Below are 19,092 nucleotides of genomic sequence, written 5' to 3'. Positions count from 1 at the left end.
CCGTGAAGTCGATGACCACGCCCTGAACCGGAGGCCGTCGTGCGCCGAGAGCTCTTCACCCCCGACCACGAGGCGTTCCGGCGGCTCGTGCGGGACTTCGTGGCGAACGAGGTGGTCCCGCACTACGCCTCGTGGGAGGAGGCCGGGCGACTGCCCCGCCCGCTCTTCGAACAGCTGGGCTCGCTGGGGCTGTTGGGCATGGCCGTCCCCGAGGAGTACGGCGGAGCGGGCCTCGACGACTACCGCTACAACGTCGTACTCCAGGAGGAAGCCGCACGCGCCCTGGTCACGCTCGGCACCGTACGCACCCAACTCGACGTCGTGCTCCCCTACTTCCTCGCCTACGCCGACAAGGAACAGCGCGGGCGCTGGTTCCCCGGTCTCGCGGCCGGCACGCTCCTGACCGCCATCGCCATGACCGAGCCGGGCACGGGTTCCGATCTCGCGGGCATCCGGACCACCGCCGTGCGCGACGGGGACGCGTACGTCCTGAGCGGGGCCAAGACGTTCATCACCGGCGGTCTTCTCGCCGACCTGGTGATCGTGGTGGCGCGGACGTCGACCGATCCCGGCAACCGGCGAGCGGGCCTGACTCTGCTGGTCGTCGAGGACGGTATGCCGGGGTTCACGCGCGGCCGGGTACTGAACAAGATGGGCATCAAGGTCCAGGACACCGTCGAGCTGGCCTTCGACGGCGTACGGGTCCCGGTGGCCAACCGGCTGGGCGAGGAGGGCGCGGCCTTCGGCTACCTCGGTCACAATCTGCCCCAGGAGCGGATGACGGTGGCGGTCGGATCGGTCGCCCAGGCGCGGGCGGCGCTGGACACGACGATCGCGTACGTGAAGGAACGGCAGGTGTTCGGGAAGCCGGTCGCCTCCTTCCAGAACACGAAGTTCGAACTCGCCGCGGTGGCCGCCGAGATCGAGGCCGCGCAGATGATGCTCGACCGTGCCGTGACCGAGCTGGTCGACGGGGAGCTGTCGAGCGCCGACGCCGCGAAGGTCAAGCTGTTCTGCACGGAGATGCAGGCACGGGCCGTGGATCGCTGCCTGCAACTGTTCGGCGGGTACGGCTACATGCTGGAATACCCCATCGCCCGGCTGTACGCGGACGCGCGCATCACCCGGATCTACGCCGGGACCAGCGAGGTCATGAAGGTCATCATCGCCAAATCCCTGGGACTGTGAACACCATGGCGGACTTCTCCAGCGGTTCTTCCACAGGTTCTTCCACTGGCTTCTCCGGCGACTTCGCCCACAGGGCGGGTGCCGCGTTCGTCGCGGGCGGCACGGGCGGCATCGGGGCGGCGATCGTCCGTACGCTGGCCGAGCGGGGCAGTGACGTGGTGCTCACGTATCGCGCGCATCAGGCCGCGGCCGAGTCGCTCGCCGGTGAGGTCAAGGAGTTCGGGCGTCAAGTCCTCACGTTGCGGCTCGACTTGAGCGACGAGTCGGCCACCGCTTCGGCCGTGTCCGAGGCCGCCTCGGCGTTCGGCGGTATCCACACTCTCGTGTACGCGGCGGGCCCGCATGTGCCGATGGTGCATCTGAGCAAGGTCACTCCGAGCCAGTACCGCGCCCAACTCGACGCCGACGCGGGGGCGTTCTTCAATCTGGTCCATCCCGCGCTGCCCCGGCTGCGGGAGAGCCGGGGCAGCATCGTCGCCGTCACCACCGTGGCCACCCGCCGGTTCCCGGTCCGCGACGGGCTCTCCTCGGGCACGAAGGGGGCGGTCGAGGCGGTCGCCCGGGCGCTGGCCGCCGAGGAGGGGCGGTACGGCGTCCGCGTGAACTGTGTCGGCCCCGGCATGCTGACCGACGGCATCGCCGCCCGCCTGATCACTTCCGGCGAACTCGACGAGGCGGCCCTGGAGATCACCCGGCGCAACATCCCGCTGCGCCGCTTCGGCAGCGCGACGGACATCGCCGAGGCGGTCGCGTTCCTGGCCTCGGACCGGGCGGGCTTCATCACCGGGCAGGCGCTGGGGGTGGACGGCGGGTACAGCGTCTAGCCGTCCCGCGGCGTGATCCGGCGTCCGCCGACGAAGGCGGCGCGTACCGTCTCCGCGGACAGCGCGTCGAGCGCCTCCCGCAGGGATACGTGAAGCAGGCACAGGTCGGCCACCGAGCCGACCGTCACCCGCCGTGCGCGGCCCGGGAGTCGGGGATCCCCGGCGAACAGATCCAGCGCCGCCCGGCGACCGATCCCCTCCCCGTCGCCCCGTTCGACGGCCGCCCGCATGACCGCCCAGGGATCGCAGGTCCCGAAGGGCGCGTCCGTGCCGGCGGCTAGCGGAATGCCCGCCTCTGCCAGGGAACGGCAGCGGTAGAGGTGGGCCCTGTCGTCGGGGTCCACGTCGGTCGCGTACTCCCGGCCCCGCTCCAGGGGAAAGTGCGGCTGCGTCACGACGGTCACGCCGAGCCGCTTCAGCCAGGGGATCGTCTCGGCCGGGATCACCGAACCGTGCTCGATGCGGTCGCCGTCGACCGGCCCGGCCTCGTCCAGGGCGAGCAGGGTCACGAGCAACTGCACCCGGGTCACACAGTGCACGGCCACCGCCCGGGGCCGCGCCGCCGCGACCACCGCCGCGAGGTCACCCGGCGCCGGAAGGGTCGTGTCGTCGAGCAGCACCTTCACCGGCGCGCGGCCGACCCCCATCACGACGAGCCGCTGCGGCAGCACCGACAGCAGGTCGAGAAGGCCGTTCTCCGGGTGCGGATCGGCGTTGGTGCATCCCGTGATCCCGTACGCCGCCGCCCGCAGCCCCACGCTCACCAGATCCAGCCGTACGGGCGGGACGAACCCCCTCAGCCGTTCGTCCTCCCGCCAGAACCGTCCATCGGCGCTGTGGACTCCGGCGGCCCGCAACGCGGCACTGTTCCACACCCACAGCGCCCCACCGCGGTGCTGCACCCGCACCGGCCGATCCGGCGCGAACCCGTCCAGCACCCACCGGTCCAGCTCCCCGGCGACACTCTGGTGGTATCCGACCGCCCGCACCCACTCCCCTGGCCCGCCGCTCCGCAGCGCCGCCGCGAACCCGTCCGGGCCACGCACGTCCGCCGGGCCGACCCGCACGGAGGTGGCCTCGGCCGCCAGCGACGCCAGATGTACGTGGTGGTCGTGCAGCCCGGGCAGCAGGGCGCCACCCCGTCCGTCGAGGTCGCTCCGGCCCGCCAACCGGGGCCCGATCTCGGCGACTTGGCCCCCGGTGATCCGTACGTCCACCCGGCCGTGCCCCTCGACCTCCACATCGGTGATCAGCACGTCATCCGCCGTCGGTGAGTGAGGCCGCGCAGGCCGCCATCGAGACGCACAGCAGCTCGCCGCCTCCCTGGGCCAGCGAGCGGGCCGCGGCGCGGGCGGCGAAGACGCCGGTGACCGGGTCGGCGAGCGCGTCGCCCAGGAACGTGGGGGCGCCCTGTGCGTCGAGGCCGGCCAGGCCGCCAGCGACCGCCGCGTCGTCACCGAAGGCGATGCGGTCGTCGTCGCGGCCGTACCCGGTGATGCCGACCCAGACGCGGCCGGGGCGGGCGGCCAGGAACCGCTCGGCGCGCACGCCGAGTCGGCGCAGTGCGCGGGGTCTTGACGCCTCGATGACGACATCGGCCCCGGCGACGACCTCGGCGAGCGCGCCCGAGGCGAAGTCCAGCACGAGGCTCTCGTGGTCCTCGTGCAGCCAGCGGTAGAAGGCGGGCGACCCGCGCCGCGCGCCGTCGGGTCTGGTCGTGCTCTCCACCTTGACCACGTGTGCTCCCGCCCTTCCCAGAAGCCGCGCGCACAGGGGGCCCGCCCACAGGGCCGAGAGGTCGACCACGCGGAGGGTGGCGGGGTCCCGTACGCGCCGCTCGCCGATCCTCTCCGCGTGTACGGGAGCGCGGGTTCCGCGGGCCGAGCCGAGCTCCGCCGCCGCCACCCCGAGCAGCTGTGCGTGCGCGGCGACCTCGGCCGCCTTCACCCGCCGCGCCGCCTCGTGAAGCGTTGCGTGCGGCGCCGCGCCCAGGAGGGCGAGAAGGGCGGGTACGGCCGCGTGGTCGTCGGGGCGGGCCAGGTTGACGGCGGCCCAGCCGTCGGCGGTTTCGAGGAGATGGCATGAGCCGCCGGCCGACGTCCGGTCAGGGAAGCCGAGACCCGCGAGGTGGGCGCGGAGGAACAGGGCGGAGGGCAGGTCGACCGGTACACCGGTGAGGGCGGTGAAGTCCTGCGCGGCGGCGGCGAGCGGGGGAAGGAACGGCTCCAGCGTCGCCATCCAGCCGCCGAGCGCGGCATCGGCGAGAACATCATTCCCCAATGGACAAACGCCCTTCTCTTTTGAGGTGGCCCCAATTTACACTCCGGTCGTGATCCTGGACCCGCCCTTCCTCCTGGTCGATCTGGACCGCGAGGCCCCGCACCGGACGGACTCGGCCGACCAGGTGCGCGTCGGCTTCGCGGCCGAACCGACCGAGGTGGGCGAGGACTTCGATGTCCTGCTCACCGGTGTCCCCGAGGCGCCGCGCCCATGGGTGACCTGCGCCGACCCGTTCACCACCGGCCGCCGGCTGGGGTGGCTCGTCGGCAGACGGCCCGCCGCGTCCGTCGCGCTGGTGCAGGTACTGCGGATGGGCGCCGCCCTGGCCCCGCCCGAGCGGCTGGTGGTCGAATCCCTCGCCTACTCGACGCTCCAGGGCGGGGCCGACTTCGAGGCCTGGCTGGCCGCGGCGCCCGCGCGCACGCCGCGGCCCGCCGACAGCCCCGTACGGCTCCGTCGTGAGGGTGACCGGCTCTCCGTCACCCTGGACCGACCCCGGGCACGGAACGCCATGGACGCCGCAACGCGTGACGCGCTGTGTGAAGCGCTGCGGGTCGCCGTGGCGGACGCGTCGATCGCGCGCGTCGATCTGTACGGCAACGGGCCTTCGTTCTGCAGCGGAGGGGACCTCTCCGAGTTCGGGACCTCCCGGGATCCCGCGCAGGCCCATCTGGTGCGCGTGCACCGCAGTCCCGCCGCCCTGCTCCAGCGGTGCGGTGCGCGCGTCACGGCTCATCTGCACGGCGCGTGTGTCGGTGCGGGCATCGAACTGGCGGCGTTCGCGAACCGCGTTCTCGCCGCGCCCGACACGGTGATCCGGCTGCCCGAGATCGAGATGGGGCTGATTCCGGGCGCCGGGGGCACGGCGAGCCTCCCGGTCCGCATCGGCCGGGAGCGCACCGCGTATCTCGCCCTGACGGGCGACCCGTTGACCGCCGAGAAGGCCCTCGAGTGGGGCCTGGTGGACGAGGTCACCGCGTCCGCCGAAGGGTGACGGTCACTTCCCCGTCCATACCGGCGCCCTGCGTTCCGCGAACGCCCGTGCTCCCTCCGTCGCGTCGGCGCTGCGGAACACCGACGTGACCTCGTCCGGTTCGGCCCAGCGGCGTTGCCGTATCAGCTTCTTGGTCATGGTGACGCCCAGTGGCCCGTTCGCGGCGATCCGTTCGGCCAGGGCCAGCGCCTCCTCCCGTACCCGGTCGGCGGGGACGGCGCGGTTCACCAGACCGATCTGCCAGGCGTACGCGGCCGTGACCGGTTCGCCGGTCAGGCCCATTTCCAGGGCGACCGACAGGGGCACCCGGTCGGCGAGCGTCGTCCCGCCCCCGGCCGCGAACAGGCCCCGCTTGACCTCGGCGATCCCGAGCTTGGCCTCCTCGGCGGCAACGACCAGATCGCAGGCCAGCACCAGTTCGAAGCCGCCGGCGAGCGCGGAGCCGTTCAGCGCCGCGATCACCGGGGTGCCGATGCCCTCCTGGAAGAACCACACCAGGCCGTCGAACTTGCCGCCCTGCGCGAACGCTTTCAGGTCCATGCCGGCGCAGAAGACCGTTCCCGCTCCCGAGAGCACGATCGCCCGCACCCCGGAATCGGCGTCCGCGGAGCGCAGTACGTCCGACAGCTCGTCGATCAGGACGGGGTTGAGGGCGTTGCGCGCCTCGGGCCGGTTCAGGGTCACCACCAGCACGTTGCCGACCCGTTCGGTCAGGATGAGGTCATCTCGTTCCATGGCGGTTCCCTCGGGTCGTGGATCAGTCGGAAGCGGGCAGCGGCTTGGCCGCCTTGAGGGTCATCGGGGCGCCGTCGCAGGTGAGTTCGCCCGTGCCGGAGGAGGTGCAGAGCACTTCGAGGGTCCCGGTGGCGTCGACATAGCGCTTGCCGATGAGCGTGACGTGGGGCGTCTCGCCGGGCGGTGACGGCTGCGCGGAGGACGTCGCGGGAGCCATCGGGCTTCCCCCACAGGCGAGAACGGGCCGCCGCTCGGCGGAGGCGGGTGCCCGCACTACGACAACCCGCGCTCCGCAGACGGTGCTGGCGAGCTGGTCACCGGGGCGCAGCGTCGTTGCCGGTGGGGTCATGGCGGATGTCCCTTTCGAGCAGGCGGTCGGCGAGGAGGTTGAGGTCGTAGGACTGGCGGGCCATCCAGAACCGCAGGAAGCCGGTGAGCGAGTAGCGCAGGAAGAGCGCGGAGCCCACCACGCTCGCCGCGATCCCGCCGAGGCCGAGCGCGAGGCCGTCGCCCTGGACGAGCGGATCGGTGGTCTGGTGGGAGACGAGGTAGCCCGACACCCCGAGCACCAGGCCGAGCACCATCAGGGCCACGCCGAGGCGCAGCCAGAGAACGGCCCTCGCGGCTGCCGGGTCGGGGATTTTCAGTACGGCCAGTTCGCGGACGAAGCGGTCCGCGCGCGGCTCGGTGGTTGTCATGCGGAACTCCCCAGGTAGAGGGCGGACAGTTCGGCGCGCAGGCCGCCGTCGGGGTGGCCCTGCCGCTGGACCCGGCCGCGTACGAGGACGGCCGCGTGGTCGGCGATGTCGAGTACGGCGGCCGCGAACTGCTCGACGACCAGGACGGCCACGCCCTGCCGGGCGATCTCGGAGACCTGCTCGTACAGCCGGGCGACCACCAACGGGGCCAGACCCATGGAGAGTTCGTCGAGGAGCAGTACAGCGGGGTCGGTGGCGAGGCCCCGGGCGAGGGCGAGCATCTGCTGCTCGCCTCCGGAGAGGGTGCCCGCCGGTTGCGAGGAACGCTGTTTCAGGACGGGGAACCGGGCGAACGCGATCTCCTCGATCTCCTCGCGGCTGCGGCCGGTGAAGGTCATCATCAGGAGGTTGTCGCGGACGGACAGGTTGGGGAACACGCCGCGTCCCTCGGGGATCAGACAGACCCCGGCGCGGGCCAGGTCGCGGGGGTCGGCCCCGGTCATGTCCCTTCCCGCGAGACGGAGTTGGCCCGCGGCGACCGGATGGACGCCGGCCGCGACGCGGAGCGTGGTCGTCTTGCCCGCGCCGTTCGGGCCGAGCAGGGCCACGACCTGGCCGGTGGCGACGCTCAGGTCCACCCCGTGCAGAACGGTGATCCGTTCGTGGGCGGCCCGTATGCCGCGCAGTTCGAGAAGCGGGTCCAGGAGCGGCTCGGAACCCGCCCGGGGAGGTCGTTCGGCGCCCGGCTCGGGAAGGGGATCGGAGCCCGCCCCGGGAACGGGATCGGAGCTCGCCCCGGGAAGTGGTTCGGACAGTGCGCTCACGCGTCCCCCAAGTAGGCCGCCAGGACGGTCTCGTCGGCTCGGATCAGCTCGGGCGGGCCGACGGCGATGACCTTGCCGAGGTCGAGTACGTACACCTCGTCGCAGACGCCCATGACGAGGCTCATGTCGTGCTCGACGAGAACGACGGCCGTCCCGTCGGCCGCCAGCGAGCGCAGCAGCGCCGCGAACCGTTCCGTCTCCTCGCCGTCCTGTCCCGCCGCGGGCTCGTCGAGCAGGAGCACCTGGGGGCGGATGGCGAGCGCCCGGCCGACCTCGACCAGGCGGCCGACCCCGGTGGGCAGTGCGTCGGGCGCGGTGTCGGCGATGTCCGTCAGGCCGAGCCTGGCCAGGATCTCCGTCACCGCGCGGTCCGCGCGCCGTCGTTCGGGCCCGAGTTCCGCGGCGACGCGCAGGTTGTCGCGGACGCTGAGCCGGCCGAAGAGCTCCAGCCGCTGGAAGGTGCGGGCCAGTCCGCGCCGGGCCCGCTCCGAGGGGCGCAGCCGGGTGATGTCCCGGCCGTCGAGGAACACCCGCCCCGACGAGGGCCTGCGCAGCCCGGACGCCACGTCGAACAGGGTGCTCTTTCCCGCCCCGTTGGGCCCGATCAGGCCGGTGATCCGGCCCGGTTCGGCGGTCATGGCGACCGAGTCGAGAGCCCGGTTTCCGCCGAAGGAGACCGTCACTCCGCTAATTCGCAGTGACTCCACGGGCCAGCACCTCCCCGTCCTCCGGGCGCCACGCACGCCGTACGCCCCACCACTCGACCGGGATCTCCGGCTCGGCCGAAGGCCTCGTCCGCTCCTGTGCCTGTGCCTGCCGGGCGGCCGCCCAGAGGCGCAGTGCCACCGCTACGACCAGGGCGCCCCACAGGAAGGTCCACCCGCTGATCAGGCCGCCGAGCCGCAGCAGCCATGCCGTCGCGAGCCAGCAGATCAGCGCGGTCAGGGCGATCCGGTCCCGGGCGATGGGCTCCCACTGGCGGCGGAACCGTGACGCGATGCCGTCGGGGTTGTGGCCGAGGCCCATGCCGGCCAGGGCGGGCAGCAGGGCGACCGGGTTCTGCAGCGAGGACGCCACGGTGACCAGCGCGTTCGTCGGCCCGACGAGCGCCGTCCCGGTGAACAGTCCGTTGCCCACTGCGCCGAGGCCGCCGATCACCGCGACCAGGAAGATGGGCAGTCCGGAAATGAGGCTGAACTGCTCGGCGGTGACGGACCGTTGCTGCATGCCGTACAGCGCTCCGCCGAGCCCGGCGATGCCCGAGGCGAGCGCGAAGACGAGCACCTTGGCCGTCAGCAGGTTGCCGCCGAGCGTCGCGTACGCGGCCTCACTGTCGCGCAGGGCGATCAGCCGCCGCCCGAACCGGCCGCGCCGCAGCGCCGCCACGCCGAGCGAGGCGAGGGCGAGACAGACCGCGGCGAACACCATCAGGTCGGTTCCGCTGTCCAGATGGAGGCCGAACAGCCGGGGTCCGGCCACCTCCACGGAGCCCTGGTCGAACAGCGCGACCTTCACACCGAGGACGTGGAACGCGGGCAGGCTGAAGATCCACCGGTCGAGGACGACGGCGAAGGCGGCCGTCCCCAGCGCCAGATACACCCCGGACAGCCGTAGTGCGGGCAGCGCGATCAGCGCCCCGGCCACCGCGGAGACCCCGATCGCGGCGCCGAGCGCCCACAGTTGGCCGTGCGCGCCGAAGTGCGCCCAGACGACCGCGCCGATCCCGGCCATGCTCAGCTGGCACAGTGAGATCTGGCCCGCGTAGCCGGCCAGCGGTACATACGAGAGGGCCACCACGCCGAGCGAGAAGATCGCTCCGTACGTGATGAGGTCGGCTTCGCCGAGCACCGATGCCAGCACCACCCCGAACGCGATCGTCGCCGCGGCGAACACGAGGGTGCCGCGCACCGTCGGTATCGGTACCGGTGCCAGGCGCCGGTCGCGGCCGCGCAGGCGTCGGTGCGGGAACGCGAGCAGTGCGAGGAACAGCAGCAGGGCGGGGGCGGCCAGCCGCAGGCCCGGCAGATAGTCGTTCTGGGGGAGATAGCCGGTCAGAAAGCTCTCCGTGCAGCCGATGACGACGGCTCCGATGAAGGTGAACGGCACGCTGCGCAGTCGCCCGAAGACGGCGGCGGTGTAGGCACTGACGATGAGCAACGAGAGCTGGGCCGCGTCGAGTTGGACGGTCGGCGCGATGAGGATGCCGCCGATCGCGGCCAGTTGGGTGCCGAGGATCCACGCGACCTTGTTGGCCCGTACCGGATCGGCTCCCGTGAGCCCGACCAGCGCCCGGTCGTCGACGGTCGCGCGCATCTCGGCTCCGGCGCGGGTCCGGTAGAGCAGGATCCGCAGGCCCACCGCGACCGCCACCGCGACGGCCATGGTGAGGGCCTGGTGCCAGGTGACGGCGACCGGCCCGATGTGGAAGGGGGCCCGGTCGGCGAAGAACACCGGCAGGGGGCGCGGGACGTTGGGGTCCCAGATCCAGCGGGCGACCCCGATGAGACCGCTCAGCAGCGCGACCGTCATCACCAGCCGTTCGGCCTCACCCAGCGCCTGGACGGGCCGAAGGATCACCCGTTCGACGAAGAGCCCGAAGGCCGGGGCGAGGACGAGCAGCACCACCGCGAGGGCCACCGGGACGGGCCAGCCCCAGCCGACGGTGAACTGCCAGTAGGTGAAAGCCGACAGCATGCCCGCGGCCCCGTGCGCGAAGTTGAACACGCCGGTGGTGGTGTAGGTGAGCACCAGCCCGCTGCCGATGACCGCGTAGATCGCGGCCGTGCTCAGGCCGACGATCCCGAAGGTGAGGAACTGTTCCATGACGCCCCGTCACCCGGTGCCGGTATCGGGCGACATGGAGTCGTAGGCGCATGTGCACAGAGGCGAGGCTTCGCACGGCGCGGCCGAGGCGGCGAACAACAGCCAGGATGGGAAGGGCCGCAGCGTCGGCGGCGACATCTGTTGCAGGGCGTACTTGGCGACCGCCGCCAGGGCGGCAAGCGTTCTCGGCTCGTTCATGGGGGTTTCCTCCACGGCGCTGTCCCCGGGGCGACTGATTGAGTGTCCTCCTCTCTCGTTCTGGAAACTAGCTTCTCAGTAGGAGAGAATCAACCATTCGGACAAAGGCTGGAGGGCCGATGAGCGGACAACGCAGGGGCACCGCGATCGCCATGACCGACGAGGAGAGGGACACCTTTCTGCGCACTCAACCGGTCTGCCGGGTCGCGACCGTCGGACCGGGCGGACATCCCCATGTCAGCGCCCTGTGGTTCGTGTGGGACGGAGCCGCCCTGTGGCTCAACTCGCTCGTCCACAGCCAGCGTTGGGCCGATCTCGACCGCGATCCACGGATCGGCGTGATCGTCGACGAAGGAGGCGCCGACTTCATGCGCCTACGGGGCGTCGAACTGCGGGGAAGCGTCCGCGTGGTCGGCGAGGCGCCGCGCAAGGGCGACCCCTTGGACGAACTCCGGGTACCTGAGCAGCTCTTCGCGGACAAGTACATGGGTGGCGGCACGTTCCGCTACGACGGACGGCACGGCTGGCTCCGGCTCTCCACGGAGAAGGTCGTGAGCTGGGACTTCGCGAAGCTGCGCCGGGACCGTTGACGCCGGGACGACCACCGTGAAAACCTTCCACTCACATTCGAGAATGACATTCTCTCCACCGGGAATCCGACTACGGGGAGCCGACCTTGTCCACTCACCACCCGACGTCCGCTGACGACCTGATGGAGATCCAGCAACTGCTGGCCCGTTACGCGGTGTGCATCACCCGGGGCGACATCGACGGCGTGCTCGCGGTCTTCACTCCCGACGGGACCTACAGCGCGTTCGGGGACACCTATCCGCTCGCCGAGTTCCCGGCGTTGGTCGCCGCCGCGCCCAAGGGGCTCTTCCTCACCGGGACGGCCGCGATCGACCTTGCCGGGGACGGGAACGCCGCGAGCGGCAGTCAGCCGCTGTGCTTCATCGACCACGCCACCCACGCCATGCGGATCGGCTACTACTCCGACAGCTATGTACGGACCGCGGACGGCTGGCGGCTGCGCACGCGAGCGATGACCTTCATCCGTCGCAGCGGAGCGCACGACTCGGGCCGCCCGCACGCCTACGAGCGCTCCGGTCCCGGGGCATGAACGTCACGGAATTCCGCTCGGGCCTGCGCAGCTGGCTCGACGCGCACGACCTCTCCCCCGGCCCCGACCACTCGCTCGACGGCCAGGTCGAGCAGTTGGCCCGGGTCCGTCGCGCGCTCTACGAGGCGGACTGGATGCGGTACGGCTGGCCCGCCGGGGCCGGGGGGCTCGGCGGTCCCGCCGTACTGCGGGCCGTGCTCGGGGAGGAGGTCGCCACCCGCGGCCTGGCCGAGCCCGGCATCTACTCGATGGTCGAGGTCCTCGCGCCGACGATGATCTCGTACGCACCCGCCCAACTGACCGCCGAAATGGTTCCGTTGCTGCTCGGCGGCCGCGAGCAGTGGTGCCAGGGCTTCTCCGAACCCGGCTCCGGCAGCGACCTCGCGTCGCTGACCACCCGCGCCGTCCCCCGGGGCGAGGACTGGGTGGTCACCGGGCAGAAGGTGTGGACGAGCCTGGCGCAGTACGCGGCCCGCTGTGTGCTTCTCACCCGTACCGCGCCGGGCCACGGCGGAATCACCGCCTTCTTCGTCGACATGGACACCCCCGGCATCACCGTCAGACCGCTGCGCACGATGCACGGCGTGGACGAGTTCGCCGAGGTGTTCCTCGACGACGTGGTGGTCCCCGGCGACCGGATGCTGGGCCGCCCCGGCGACGGATGGCGGCTCGCGATGGACCTGCTCCCCCACGAGCGCTCCACCTGCTTCTGGCACCGGATCGCCCATCTCTACACGCGACTTGACCGGCTGCTGGCCGAGAGAACCGAGAGAAAAGTAGGAGCCGCTGGAGGTGTTGAAGGTGTAGGAGGTGTTGGAGGTGTTGGAGGTGTTGGAGGCAAGAGAGTGAGGAAGGGCTCCGGATTCGAGGCCGTCGACGCGGCGGACGACGCCGAACTCGGCGCCGCCTACCTGGCGTTGCACACCATCCGCTGCCGCTCCCACGCGACCCAGCGACGGCTGGCCGACGGGGCCCGGCTCGGCCCGGAGACGTCGGTCGACAAGGTGCTGCTGGCCACGGCGGAGCAGCAACTCTTCGACACTGTACGGGACTTGCTCCCCGGCGTACTGGAGCTGACGGAGTCGCCGTGGCGGGCGGAGTACCTGTACTCGCGGGCGGCCACCATCTACGGCGGCACCGCCGAGATCCAGCGCAACATCATCGCCCGCCCCCTGCTGGACCTGGGGAAGGACTGACGTGGACGCGGCCGAACGGGACCTGCTCGCCGAGACGCTCCGCAAGACGATGACGGCGGCGTCCGGAGCCGCCCTCGACTCGGCGCTGGCCGACCTCGGCTGGGCCGAGCTGCTGACGGAAGTGCCGGACACGGCGGTCCCGCTCACCTTCGGGCTGCTCGGCGAGACGGGTGCGCACGCGCCGCTGCTGAACGACGTACTGCTGCACGCGGCGGGGCGTCCCCTCGGGGGCACGCTGCCGCTGCCGTACGCGGGCGGTGCGTGGGTGGTGTGGGAGCGCACCGACAAGACCGGGGCGACACTCGACGGCGACCCTCCCCCGCACGCCGCGCCGCTCGACGGCGACCTGCCGCTGCGCGGCGTCCCGGACGGGGATCCGGTCCGGCTCGCCGCGGGACGGCGGGCGCTCGGCTGGTGGCTGGTCGGCACGGGGCGGGCGATGCTCGGGCTCGCCCGGGCGCACGTGCTGGACCGGACTCAATTCGGGCGTCCGCTCGCCTCGTTCCAGGCCGTACGGCACCGGTTGGCCGAGACGCTCGTCGCGCTCGACGGCGCCGAGGCGACCCTGGTGGCCGCCGAGGACGACCTCGGCTCCCTGCTCGCCAAGGCGGCGGCGGGACAGGCGGCGCTGACGGCGGCCCGCCACTGCCAGCAAGTGCTCGGCGGCATCGGCTTCACCGCCGAGCACACCCTGCACCGGCACGTCCGGCGCGCTCTCGTACTGGACGGACTGCTCGGCAGCGCACGGGAGTTGACCCGGGAGGCCGGGGCGCTGCTGCGGGAGGCCCGCGAGGCGCCGCGGCTCGTCCAGCTGTGACGTCAGGACCGGCTCTGTGCGCGGCCGCGCATCTCGTTCACCCCGCCGGCGAGCCTCGACCGGGACGCGTCCGCCGACCTCGTCGCACGGCTGCGCGCCTGCCGCTGAACCCGGGACCAGTCGGCCCCGATTCCCGACTCCTCCGCCCTACGCATCTGCCCGACTCACGCCTGGAGATCCCGTGACCGATCTGTGGAGTGACCTGCTCGGCTGCCTCGACCTGCGCGCCGAACCCGGCGACTTTTACGAGGGACGCAACCAACAGCTCAGCTATCACCGGTTGTTCGGCGGGCAGCTACTGGCCCAGTTCGTCCGGGCAGCCTCCCTCACGTGCCCCGGCAAGACGGTCAAGTCGTTGCATGCCGCGTTCCCGCGTGCGGGCCGCACCGAGGAGCCCGTCCGGTACGAGGTGGAGCGTCATCACGAGGGCGGCACCTTCGCGACGCTGACGGTCATCGCCCGGCAGCGGCAGGGGGTCGTGGCCACCGCCTCGGTGTCCCTGCACGCGCACGAGAACGGCCTCGAACGCCAGACCACCGCTCCCGTTCCCTCCGTTCCCGGGGCGGAGCACCGGGTGACGCTCGATCTGCTGCCCTGGGAGACCCGGGCGGTCGCCGAGTTGGACTCCCCGAAGTCGGAACCGCCCGAGTACGAACTCTGGATGCGTACGCCGACGGTGAGCGCGGAACTCGCCCCCGCGCTCACCGCGTACGCGACCGATCTGAGCCTCATCGGCACGGCCCTGCGCCCGCTCGAAGGAATCAGCCAGCACGACGCGGGAACGGCGTTCTCCTCAGCCGTCACCTCGCACTCGCTCTGGTTCCATCGCCCCTTCCGGACCGACGACTGGCTGCTCCTCCACCAGCACAGCCCGCTCCTGGCGCACGGCCGCTGCTTCGGCCGGGGTGACGTGTTCACCGAGGACGGCTCGCTGGTCGCCTCGTACGCGCAGGAGGCGCTGCTCCGCTTCCGGCCGGCGGGCGGCTGAAGCAGAGCGGCGCCCAGGTTCTGCTACGCGCCCGCGACCTCGATCACCGTGGCCGACCCCATGCCGCCTCCCGCGCACATCGCGGCGACGCCGATCCCCCCGCCGCGGCGGCGCAGTTCGTGGACGAGGGTGACCAGCATCCGCGCGCCGGTGGCGGCGACCGGGTGACCGAGTGAGCAGCCGCTGCCGCTCACGTTCACCCGGTCCGGGTCGAGGTCGAGCTGTCGTACGGCCGCGACGGGCACCACGGCGAACGCCTCGTTGATCTCGAAGAGGCCGACGTCGGAGAGCGAGAGTCCCGCGCGCTTGAGGGCCTTGGGAATCACCTTCACCGGCGCGAGCCCCATGTCCGCGGGATCGACGCCGACGGACGCCCACGACCGGACGACGGCCAGCGCCGGCAGGCTCTCCCGGGACGCCGTCGTGTCGCTCGCGACGACCAGGGCGGCCGCGCCGTCGTTGGCACCTCCGGCGTTGCCCGCCGTGATGCTGAATCCCTCGATCTCCGGGTGGAGCGGCTTCAGCGCGGCCAGCCGCTCCGCGCTCGTGTTGCGACGCGGATGCTCATCGACCGAGAAGAGGCCGTGCGGGGTCTCGATCGCCACGATCTCCTCGTCGAAACGGCCTTCGTCGATGGCGCGAACGGCGTTCCGGTGCGAGCGCAGCGCCCACGCGTCCATCTCCTCACGGCTCACGCCCGCGCGGACGGCCGTGTTCCAGCCCACCGTGATCGACATGTCCGTGTTGGGGGCGTCGGGCCGGTCGGGGTGGGTGGGCGACATCCAGGGTTCCCACTCGCCGTCGACCCGCCTGGTCGACTTCGGCGCGGTGGAAGCCGAGTTCACGCCCCCCGCGATGACGAGTTCGTCCATGCCGGCGCGGATGCTCGCGGCCGCGCCCTGGACGGCGGCCAGGCCCGCGGCACAGTGCCGGTTGTGGGCGAGCCCGGGGACCGAGGCGAGCCCGGCGGTGAGCGCGGCGTGCCGGGCGATGACGCCGCCGCCGTACAGTCCCTCGCCGAGGATCACGTCGTCGACCCGGTCGGGGTCCAGACCGGCCGCGGCGGCGCTGACGACATGGTGGGCCAGTTCGAAGGCGGTGGTGTCGCGCAGGGTCCCCTTGAAGGCGGTGCCGATGGGGGTGCGCAGGGCGGACACGAGCACGGCTTCAGGCATGGGTGGTCTCCAACTCGGCCAGCAGGATGCGGCGCAGCAGTTTTCCGGTCTCGGTCTTGGGCAGTTCGGCGCGGAACACGATGGCGTCGGGCGTCTTGGAGGAGCGCAGCCGTTCCTTGACCCACTGCCGGATCTCGGCCGGGTCCCCCTCGCCGACGAGGATGGCGACGATCCGCTGCCCCCACTCGGGGTCGGGCAGTCCGACGACCGCCGCCTCGACGATCCCGGGGTGGGCGAGGAGAACGTCCTCTATCTCGGCGGGAGCGATGTTCTCGCCGCCGCGAATGATGGTGTCGTCGGCGCGGCCCTCGATGAACAGATAGCCGTCGGCATCGAGGCGCCCCCGGTCCCGGGTGGCGAACCAGCCGTCCCCGTCGAGGGCACTGCGGCCCCCGTACTCGCCGGAGATCTGCTCACCCCGTACGAAGACCAGCCCGGTCTCCCCCTCGCCGGCCGGTTGGCCGTCCTCGGTGCGGATCTGGATCTCGACTCCGGGCAGCGCGCGGCCCACCGAGCCGAGCCGGTCCCGTATCGCCGGGTCGTCGGACACCGACGCCTGCCAGTGGTCGTCCGGGCCGAGGACCGCGATCGAGGAGGCCGTCTCGGTCAGTCCGTAGGCGTTGACGAAGCCCGTCTGCGGGAAGATCCGCAGGGCGCGCTCCACCACCCGCCGCGGGGTGCGCGCGCCGCCGTACGCGAGGCTGCGCAGGGCCGGCGCCCCGGCGTCGTCACCACGGACCTCGGCGACGATCCGGGAGAGCATCGTCGGCACCACCAGCGCGTGCGTGATCCGCTCCCGCCGTACGGCCTCCAGCCACTCCCCCGCGCCGAACGCCTCCAGATACACCACCCGGCGCCCGGAGTAGAGGTTCGTCAGCAGGTTCATCAACCCGGCCACGTGGTACGGCGGAACCGCCACCAGCGCCGCGTCGTCCGCCTCCGCCGACGCGAACTCCTGTGTGTTCAGCACATAGGCGAGCAGATGCCGGTGCCGCAGCACGGCCGCCTTGGGCTCGGCGGTCGTGCCGCTCGTATAGAGGAGTACGGCGACGGAGTCCTGGTCCTGTGACGCGTCGAGGGCATCCGGGTCCGGCTCTTCGGGGTGTACGTCGAGGTCTTCAGGTTCTACGCGGTCTTCGAGGTCGTCGACGAGTGCGTCGAGGTCGCCGGGGCGCAGCAGCAGCGCGCCGGGATGGCGGGCCAGGAGAGCGGTCAACTGGTGGGTGCCGAGGCGGTAGTTGACCGGGACGAAGGGAACGCCCGCCAGCGCCGCGCCGAACAGGGCGACGGGGTAGGCGAGATGGTTGGCGCCCAGATAGAGGACGGCCTGGTGCTGCCGGAAACGGTGGGCGGCGGCCCGCGCCCGGTGCAGCAGTTCGGGGGCTGTCAGGGATCGGCCGCCTGTCGTGATCACCGGTCGATCGCCCCGATCGCCGACGGAGGCTGCCATCTCGAGAATCATCGTGATATTCATGAGAATGCTATTCTCATCCACCTAGAGCCCCGCTTGCAAGAGAGGAAAACCTTGATGCAGATCAGTGGGAGTTCCGCGGTCGTCGTCGGTGGGGCGGGAGGCCTGGGCGAGGCCACCGTCCGTCGCCTGCACGCGGCGGGCGCGAAGGTCGTCGTCGCCGATCTCGCCGACGAGAAGGGCAAGGCGCTGGAGCAGGAGTTGGGCGTCCGGTACGTACGGACCGACGCCACCGACGAGGGCGATGTGAAGGCGGCGCTGGCCGAGGCGGAGTCGGCGGGACCGCTGAGGATCTCGGTGGACGCCCACGGCGGCCCGGCGAGCGGCGGACGGCTGGTCGGCAAGGACGGCGAACCCCTGGACCTCGCGGGCTTCAGGACGACGATCGACGTCTATCTGACCGGTGTCTTCAACGTGCTGAGGCTGGCCGCCGCCGCCATGGCCCGGCAGGAGCCGGTCGACGGGGACAGGGGCGTCATCGTCAACACCGCGTCGATCGCCGCGTACGAGGGCCAGATCGGCCAACTCCCCTACGCCGCCGCCAAGGGCGGAGTGGTGAGCATGACCCTCGTCGCCGCCCGCGATCTGTCACCGCTGGGCATCCGCGTCGTCACCATCGCCCCGGGCACGTTCCTGACCCCGGCCTACGGCAAGGCGGGCGACCAACTGGAGGCCTATTGGGGGCCGAAGATCCCGCATCCCCGGCGCATGGGCCGCTCCCCGGAGTACGCGGCGCTCGTCGAGCACATCTGTGAGAACGCCTATCTCAACGGCGAGGTCATACGGCTCGACGGCGCGCTCAGGTTCCCGCCGAAGTGAGCCCCGTGACCGAGACCGGGATGAGCGGCCCGCTGAAGGGGGAAGCCGGCTCGCTGAAAGGGAAAGTGGCGTTCGTCGCCGGCGCGAGCCGCGGCATCGGCAGGACGGTCGCGCTGGCGCTCGCCGAGGCCGGAGCCGCGGTCGCGGTCGCCGCGCGGTCCGAGGAGGAGGGCCGGCTGCCCGGCACGATCCATGCCGTCGCCGACCGCATCGTGGCAGCGGGCGGCCGCGCGCTGGCCGTCCCTTGTGACGTCACCGTCGAGAAGTCGGTCGAGACGGCCGTGGCCGCGACGGCCGAGGAGTTCGGCGGGATCGACATCCTGATCGCCAACGCCGGGGTTCTCTGGCTCGGCCCGGTCGAGTCCACCCCGCTCAAGCGCTGGCAGCTGTGCCTGGACGTCAACCTGACCGGCGTCTTCCTCGTCACCAAGGCCGTCATTCCGTACGTCCGTGAGCGCGGCGGCGGCTCCCTGGTGGCCGTGACGACCGGCGGGGTCGCCATGACCGACCGGGGAGCCAACGCCTACTGGGTCTCCAAGGCCGCGGTCGAGCGCCTCTACCTCGGGCTCGCCGCCGATCTGAGGCCCGACAACATCGCGGTCAACTGCCTGGCCCCGTCACGTGTCGTGCTCACGGAAGGCTGGCGCGCCGGGGGCGGGGGCCGCGACATCCCCCCGGAGATGGTGGAACCGCCGGAGGCGATGGCCAGGGCCGCCGCCCTGCTGGCCGGCCAGAACGCCTCCGGCATCACGGGCACCGTACAGCGCTCGGAATCGCTCGTGTAAGCGGCGGGGGCGGCTACAGCCCGCGCTGCTACACCCCGCGCTTCAGGGCGGCGGCGATGTCGGCGGACACACGCCGTCCTAGCCGTCGCCGACGCCGCCGCCGACGCCGAACTGACCGGCCTTGGGACGGCGTTGGATGCCGCCGAGGCCGAGGCAT

21 protein-coding genes are annotated in these 19,092 nt (G+C 72.0%); 10 read left to right on the top strand and 11 right to left on the bottom strand.

The features are described 5' to 3' along the window. Positions 1–39 precede the first annotated feature (39 nt). Both OG975_RS35785 and OG975_RS35780 read left to right on the top strand, forming a co-directional pair. The gene (locus OG975_RS35785) at positions 40–1,188 is read left to right on the top strand and encodes an acyl-CoA dehydrogenase family protein (RefSeq protein WP_406333476.1); all 1,149 of its coding nucleotides are present in this window, start codon (positions 40–42) and stop codon (positions 1,186–1,188) included. A gap of 5 nt (positions 1,189–1,193) precedes the next feature. After that, entirely contained in the window at positions 1,194–2,012 is an 819-nt protein-coding gene (locus OG975_RS35780) for an SDR family NAD(P)-dependent oxidoreductase (protein ID WP_406333474.1), read from the top strand. On the opposite strand, the gene OG975_RS35775 is transcribed toward OG975_RS35780, so the two are convergent. Then, positions 2,009–3,268, bottom strand: a complete 1,260-nt coding sequence (locus tag OG975_RS35775) for an amidohydrolase family protein (RefSeq protein ID WP_406333473.1) — start codon at positions 3,266–3,268, stop codon at positions 2,009–2,011. The genes OG975_RS35780 and OG975_RS35775 overlap by 4 nt on opposite strands. Position 3,269: 1 nt before the next feature. Next, positions 3,270–4,292: a CoA transferase gene (locus OG975_RS35770; RefSeq protein WP_406333471.1), complete on the bottom strand. Its 1,023-nt coding sequence runs from the start codon at positions 4,290–4,292 to the stop codon at positions 3,270–3,272. Between the two features lie 49 nt (positions 4,293–4,341). Between OG975_RS35770 and OG975_RS35765 the strand changes: the two genes are divergently transcribed. Then, the gene (locus OG975_RS35765; RefSeq protein ID WP_406333470.1) at positions 4,342–5,286 is read left to right on the top strand and encodes an enoyl-CoA hydratase/isomerase family protein; all 945 of its coding nucleotides are present in this window, start codon (positions 4,342–4,344) and stop codon (positions 5,284–5,286) included. Between the two features lie 3 nt (positions 5,287–5,289). Here OG975_RS35765 and OG975_RS35760 read toward each other — a convergent pair whose 3' ends face one another. From OG975_RS35760 to OG975_RS35730, 7 genes are read right to left on the bottom strand one after another with little or no spacing between them, the layout of a single operon-like run. Then, the gene (locus OG975_RS35760) at positions 5,290–6,021 is read right to left on the bottom strand and encodes an enoyl-CoA hydratase-related protein (RefSeq protein ID WP_406333469.1); all 732 of its coding nucleotides are present in this window, start codon (positions 6,019–6,021) and stop codon (positions 5,290–5,292) included. A gap of 22 nt (positions 6,022–6,043) precedes the next feature. Beyond that, positions 6,044–6,370, bottom strand: coding sequence for a hypothetical protein (locus OG975_RS35755; RefSeq protein WP_381252591.1), 327 nt, complete (start codon positions 6,368–6,370; stop codon positions 6,044–6,046). Beyond that, positions 6,336–6,719: a hypothetical protein gene (locus OG975_RS35750; protein ID WP_406333468.1), complete on the bottom strand. Its 384-nt coding sequence runs from the start codon at positions 6,717–6,719 to the stop codon at positions 6,336–6,338. The genes OG975_RS35755 and OG975_RS35750 overlap by 35 nt, the downstream gene beginning before the upstream one ends. Further along, positions 6,716–7,543 (bottom strand): ABC transporter ATP-binding protein, encoded by an 828-nt coding sequence (locus OG975_RS35745; RefSeq protein WP_406333466.1) that lies wholly within the window; start codon positions 7,541–7,543, stop codon positions 6,716–6,718. The genes OG975_RS35750 and OG975_RS35745 overlap by 4 nt, the downstream gene beginning before the upstream one ends. After that, a complete protein-coding gene (locus tag OG975_RS35740) occupies positions 7,540–8,250 on the bottom strand; it encodes an ABC transporter ATP-binding protein (protein WP_406333465.1) in 711 nt (236 codons plus the stop codon). The genes OG975_RS35745 and OG975_RS35740 overlap by 4 nt, the downstream gene beginning before the upstream one ends. After that, on the bottom strand, positions 8,231–10,366 hold the full coding sequence (locus OG975_RS35735; protein WP_406333463.1) for an ABC transporter permease subunit: 2,136 nt from the start codon (positions 10,364–10,366) through the stop codon (positions 8,231–8,233). The genes OG975_RS35740 and OG975_RS35735 overlap by 20 nt, the downstream gene beginning before the upstream one ends. A 9-nt stretch (positions 10,367–10,375) precedes the next feature. Further along, entirely contained in the window at positions 10,376–10,564 is a 189-nt protein-coding gene (locus tag OG975_RS35730) for a hypothetical protein (RefSeq protein ID WP_406333461.1), read from the bottom strand. Positions 10,565–10,683: 119 nt separating this feature from the next. Between OG975_RS35730 and OG975_RS35725 the strand changes: the two genes are divergently transcribed. The 5 genes from OG975_RS35725 (at position 10,684) to OG975_RS35705 (ending at position 14,685) form a co-directional block, all read left to right on the top strand. Then, entirely contained in the window at positions 10,684–11,154 is a 471-nt protein-coding gene (locus OG975_RS35725; protein ID WP_406333460.1) for a pyridoxamine 5'-phosphate oxidase family protein, read from the top strand. Positions 11,155–11,240: 86 nt separating this feature from the next. Continuing rightward, positions 11,241–11,684: a nuclear transport factor 2 family protein gene (locus OG975_RS35720; protein ID WP_406333459.1), complete on the top strand. Its 444-nt coding sequence runs from the start codon at positions 11,241–11,243 to the stop codon at positions 11,682–11,684. Beyond that, a complete protein-coding gene (locus OG975_RS35715) occupies positions 11,681–12,880 on the top strand; it encodes an acyl-CoA dehydrogenase family protein (RefSeq protein ID WP_406333458.1) in 1,200 nt (399 codons plus the stop codon). The genes OG975_RS35720 and OG975_RS35715 overlap by 4 nt, the downstream gene beginning before the upstream one ends. A 1-nt stretch (position 12,881) precedes the next feature. Further along, positions 12,882–13,697 carry an acyl-CoA dehydrogenase family protein gene (locus tag OG975_RS35710; RefSeq protein WP_406333457.1) on the top strand — a complete coding sequence of 272 codons (816 nt, stop codon included), beginning with the start codon at positions 12,882–12,884 and terminating at the stop codon, positions 13,695–13,697. A gap of 181 nt (positions 13,698–13,878) precedes the next feature. Next, on the top strand, positions 13,879–14,685 hold the full coding sequence (locus OG975_RS35705; RefSeq protein WP_406333456.1) for an acyl-CoA thioesterase: 807 nt from the start codon (positions 13,879–13,881) through the stop codon (positions 14,683–14,685). Between the two features lie 23 nt (positions 14,686–14,708). On the opposite strand, the gene OG975_RS35700 is transcribed toward OG975_RS35705, so the two are convergent. Together OG975_RS35700 and OG975_RS35695 are read right to left on the bottom strand one after the other, a co-directional pair. After that, on the bottom strand, positions 14,709–15,860 hold the full coding sequence (locus OG975_RS35700; protein WP_406333454.1) for a thiolase family protein: 1,152 nt from the start codon (positions 15,858–15,860) through the stop codon (positions 14,709–14,711). Then, a complete protein-coding gene (locus OG975_RS35695; protein WP_406333453.1) occupies positions 15,853–17,310 on the bottom strand; it encodes a class I adenylate-forming enzyme family protein in 1,458 nt (485 codons plus the stop codon). Before OG975_RS35695 ends, OG975_RS35700 begins: the two co-directional genes overlap by 8 nt. 78 nt (positions 17,311–17,388) lie before the next feature. On the opposite strand from OG975_RS35695, the gene OG975_RS35690 reads away from it, so the two are divergent. Together OG975_RS35690 and OG975_RS35685 are read left to right on the top strand one after the other, a co-directional pair. Beyond that, positions 17,389–18,150, top strand: coding sequence for an SDR family NAD(P)-dependent oxidoreductase (locus tag OG975_RS35690; protein ID WP_406333452.1), 762 nt, complete (start codon positions 17,389–17,391; stop codon positions 18,148–18,150). A gap of 5 nt (positions 18,151–18,155) precedes the next feature. Beyond that, positions 18,156–18,935, top strand: a complete 780-nt coding sequence (locus tag OG975_RS35685) for an SDR family NAD(P)-dependent oxidoreductase (RefSeq protein ID WP_406333450.1) — start codon at positions 18,156–18,158, stop codon at positions 18,933–18,935. The last annotated feature ends 157 nt before the right edge of the window (positions 18,936–19,092 follow it).

The organism is Streptomyces sp. NBC_00203 (assembly GCF_045206325.1).
In the GTDB taxonomy this organism is placed as follows: Bacteria; Actinomycetota; Actinomycetes; order Streptomycetales; family Streptomycetaceae; genus Streptomyces; species Streptomyces lutosisoli.
This window is presented reverse-complemented; position numbering and strand designations above follow the sequence as displayed.